At 69.3% G+C, this 4,249-nt stretch carries 5 protein-coding genes; 3 read left to right on the forward strand and 2 right to left on the reverse strand.

What is annotated here, in order from left to right:
• Window positions 1–42: 42 nt before the first annotated feature.
• The 3 genes from JHC79_RS17160 to JHC79_RS17170 all read left to right on the forward strand — a co-directional run bounded on the left by JHC79_RS17160 (window position 43) and on the right by JHC79_RS17170 (window position 2,912).
• Window positions 43–1,254, forward strand: coding sequence for a cupin domain-containing protein (locus JHC79_RS17160; RefSeq protein ID WP_296393008.1), 1,212 nt, complete (start codon window positions 43–45; stop codon window positions 1,252–1,254).
• On the forward strand, window positions 1,251–2,186 hold the full coding sequence (locus tag JHC79_RS17165; protein WP_296393010.1) for a sucrase ferredoxin: 936 nt from the start codon (window positions 1,251–1,253) through the stop codon (window positions 2,184–2,186). The genes JHC79_RS17160 and JHC79_RS17165 overlap by 4 nt, the downstream gene beginning before the upstream one ends.
• Before the next feature lie 141 nt (window positions 2,187–2,327).
• Window positions 2,328–2,912, forward strand: coding sequence for a hypothetical protein (locus JHC79_RS17170; protein WP_296393012.1), 585 nt, complete (start codon window positions 2,328–2,330; stop codon window positions 2,910–2,912).
• Here JHC79_RS17170 and JHC79_RS17175 read toward each other — a convergent pair.
• Complete coding sequence (locus JHC79_RS17175; protein ID WP_296393015.1) at window positions 2,909–3,688, reverse strand: CPBP family intramembrane glutamic endopeptidase; 780 nt, start codon at window positions 3,686–3,688, stop codon at window positions 2,909–2,911. The two genes, JHC79_RS17170 and JHC79_RS17175, sit on opposite strands and share 4 nt — an antisense overlap.
• Window positions 3,689–3,747: 59 nt before the next feature.
• The coding region (locus tag JHC79_RS17180) for an ester cyclase (protein ID WP_296393019.1) at window positions 3,748–4,249 on the reverse strand (502 nt) is incomplete at its 5' end.

Genomic DNA, 4,249 nt, shown 5'->3' on the forward strand with positions numbered 1-4,249 from the left:
CACGACGGCGGCGCAGACGGCTCGGCCTGAGAAGTTGATTCGATGCTGAGCCGCTGCATCTCGGTCGACCCCGGGACCTTCCAGCGCGAACACTGGGGTCGCTCGCCGCTGCTCAGCAGAGCGACGTCGCTGCCCCGCGATTTCGGCGATCTGCTCTCGACGCACGCCGTCGACGAGCTCCTCGCCGAGCGCGGGGTACGCGCGCCGTTCATCCGTCTGGCAAAGAACGGCTCTCTCGTCGACCGCAGTCGGTTCCTCGGACCGGCCGGGGTCGGCGCCGAGATCGGCGACCAGGTCGACTCGGCGAAAGCGCTGGCGCAGTTCGCCGACGGCGCCTCGATCGTCCTGCAGGGTCTGCACCGACTGTGGCCTCCCGTCATCGATTTCGTCCGTGACCTGGTCGATGATCTCGGTCACCCTGTGCAGGCCAACGCCTACATCACCCCTCCGGGCAGTCGGGGATTCGATTCGCACCACGACGTGCACGACGTGTTCGTGCTGCAGATCGCGGGTCGTAAGCACTGGACCGTGCACCGACCGGTCTTCACCAACCCGCTCGAGTCCCACCCGTGGACCGACTTCCGGGCCGCGATCGCCGATCGCGTCACCGAGGAACCCACGATCGACACCGACCTGCTCCCCGGGGACGCGCTGTACCTGCCGCGCGGCTGGCTGCACTCCGCGCGGACCGCCGACGAGACGGCCATCCACCTGACGATCGGCGTGCCCGCGTTGACCCGGGTCGACGTCGCGCGTGCCGCGGTCGATCGTGTCGCATCCGCGGTGGCCGACCTGCGCGCCTCGTTGCCGATCGGCATCGACCCCGGTGATCACGACACACTGGAGGCGGAGTCGACCAAGGTCCTGCTCGCCTTCGCCGACCAGATCCGCGACCACGCACAGGAGTGGGGCTCGTCCGTCGCCGATGAACTGACCCGCACCTTCGCGAGCCGCACCCGACCCGCCGCCGTCCGCCCGCTTGCCACCCTCGAGGCGATGGCCGCGGCGGACACCGCGCGCGTCCGGTGGCGACACGGACTGATCACCTCGGTGACCGAGGACAACGGTCGCGTTACGCTGCGTCTGCCGGATCGCGTGATCGAATTCCCGGCGATCTGCGCGCCGGCGGTCCGTCACCTGCGCGACGGTCACGACGCCACCGCCGATGGTCTGCCCGGACTCGACGCGGCAGACGGGGCGGTGGTGATCCGACGCCTCCTGCGCGAGGCCATCGTGGTCCCGACCACCGCATGACCCTGCCCCTCGACGGTGCGACGCCGCACCTGCCCACAGATCTGCCGATCCCGCCATGCAGCGATCAGTCCCTGGCCCGCGACGAACCCCTGTTCGCCACCGCGTCGCTCGGGTTCGCCTGGCTCCTGCTGGAAATGGAAGGGCCCTGGGGTCATTCGGCCTTCATGCAGTCGCCGCGCATCCTCGACCGCGACCTGGGGCGGGCCATCGTGCGGCGAGCCGAGGCCGCGTCGATGCGGATCGTCGCGATCCGTAGACCGGGTCGACGGTCGGCGACGCCGCGGTGGCGGTGGTTCATCGCCCAGTCCCGCCCGCACGGCTCGGTGCTCTATCAGGGCGAGGTGAGCGGACCGCAGGACTACCTCGACATCCCCCTCGACGGCTCGGCCGGCGTTCGGGTCGACGGCCCGCTCGCCGCGGTCTGCGCACACGGAAAACACGATCGGTGCTGCGCGGTGCGCGGACGAGGTGCGGCCGCCGCCCTCACGGCGCACGATCCGGAGAACACCTGGGAGTGTTCGCATCTCGGCGGCGACCGGTTCGCCGCGACGATGGTGGTCCTCCCTGAAGGGCTGAGCTATGGGCGGATCGACACAGCCGATCCCGTCGATCTGCTGACCCGGTACGCCGACGGCCGGGTCGACGAGACGTTCCTGCGCGGACGGACGTGCGTCTCGCATGCCGTGCAGGCCGCCGAGCACTACCTCCGCGAAGCCACCGGCGACGACCGGATCGAGGCGTTCACCACGCTCGGCGTCGAGGAGTCGGGTGACCGCGTGCGGGTGAGTCTGGCGGTGGCGCAGGGGCCGTGGTGCACGGTCTCCCTTCGCGTGGTCATGTCCGCGCCCCTGCTCTCGACGTGCGACGCGCGAATCCCCGGCAGTGTCCGCCGGTTCGAGCTGGAATCCCTAAACTTCGCCGACCCGGCCTGATCCCGTCGCCAGACCCCCGTCTGCGGGTGGACGGCCATCTCCACCCGGACTCCACCCGTGGGACCACGACATCTCGATGCGTAATTCCTACCGTTGAACCATCGGTCGTCGCACGACGTCCCCGTCGAGAAGGGATTCGAGATGTCATACCTACGAGGTTTTCTCCCGTTCATCGGATTCATCACCCTGTCCCACTTCGGGTGGCAGTGGGGTGCGGCAGGAGCTGTGGTGCTGGCCGTCGCGATGCTCGTCGCCGACCGCCGTGCCGGGGCGTCGTGGGACACCCAGATCCTGGCGATCGGGTCGATCGCCTTCTTCGCGGTGCTCACCCCGGTCGCGTTCGCGCAACCGCACGCCGCCATCGCCGCGTACTGCGGGACGATGTCGATCGCCTGGCTGGCGCTGGTGGCCTGGGCGAGTATCGCGATCGGCACGCCCTTCACCATGGGTATCGCGCGCAGGCAGGTCTCTGCCGACGTGGGGGAGTCGCCAATGTTCCGGCGGCTCAACGTGGTGATCACCGCGGCGTGGGCGAGTGCGTTCACCGTCTCCGCGGTGCTGTCCGTCGTGCTGGCGGGCCAGGCGGGGTGGATGACGGTCGCCGCGTCGGTGGTCACGTTCGTGGCCCCGATCCTGTTCACGCGGGTCTACGTGGCCCGGGTGCGGGCGAGCCACACGGCGCCGTCGGATCGTGGGGCCGTCGCAGAGTTCGCCGAGGCCGTCTAGGTCGGCCGGGCCGGCACCTCGATGTGTCGACGCGCGAAGAACAGCGCGAGCCCGAGGACGGGATAGATCAGGATGGGTGCCAGCGAACCCGGGTAGGCGTCCTGGTCGACGAGGATCGACGTCCCGGACAGGATCGAGAAGTCGAAGAGCCCGTGGATGATCGAGTTCAGTGCGTTGCCCCGCGACACCCGTCGGATGAGGTAGAAGAAGTATCCGGCCAGACTGACCGCGATCGCCTGTGGGATCGCGCTCGCGCCGTGGCCGACCGCGTTCGACAGATGCACCGCACCGAAGATGACGCTCGACCACAGCGCGACCTTCCCCTCGGTCAGCCCGCGGTCACGCAACACCGTCACACCGACGCCGCGGAACATGCCCTCCTCGCCCCACCCGACGAACTGTGTGACGAGCAGGAGCAGCAGGACGAAACCGAGGTCCTTCTCCGCCAACGCGGAGTAGTCGATGCCGATGAGGATGGCGACCACGAACGCCGCGGGCACCACCCACACCCACCGCTTCGTCGGACGGTCGTCCCGGAAGACCGGTCGCCACCAGCGCAGTGCCGCGATGACGACACCGGTGAACACCAGTGCCGCGCCCAGCGGGATGGCCATGGTGAACACCACCCCGCGCGTGGTGGTGGCCGAGTCCTCGCCGCTCGCGTGCCCCACGAGCAGGCCACCGAGCTGGATGATCACCAGGTACACCGCCACGATCGCGATGAACCCGAGCAACCCCAGTCGCCTGCGTCGGTGAGGCACCGCGACGTCGGTCATGGCTGCGAACTTACGACATCACCTGTCGAGACCGCTGAGAAACACCAGCGCCGACCCGGCTACCGAGCCGGTGCGCCCGCGATCCGGACGAGACCGGCCTGCTGCAGGAACGTCAGGTTGTCCTCGAGGTGCCAGTCCTCGACGATCTGTCCCCCATCGCCGACGTGCTGGATGTCGATGGCATCGAACCGGATCGGCTGCCCAGCACCGCGCACGCTGTTGTAGGTGCCGGTGAAGTGGCCGGCGAAGACCAAACGCGCAGTGAAGGTGTGACCGGTGACGTACAGGTCGGCCAGCTCGCACGTCAGGTCCGGGACGGCCGCACGGAACGTCGAGGACGCGGCAATCGGCCCCGCGGGCCCCTGAGGTCGACCGCTCGGCAGGGTGTTGTCGCGGAAGCCCGGGCTGACGGCGGCGTCGAGATACCCGGTGTCGCCGGTGTTCCAGAACGTGTAGAGCCGTTGCGCGACACCCACGATGGCGCGCTCGCGGTCGGTGTCGGTCGAGGGGACGTGTACCGCCGCCGGTCGGACGAGTCCGGGCGTGCGGTCGATCAACGAC

The sequence above is a fragment of the Williamsia sp. genome, assembly GCF_016462415.1.
Classification (GTDB): Bacteria; Actinomycetota; Actinomycetes; order Mycobacteriales; family Mycobacteriaceae; genus Williamsia_A.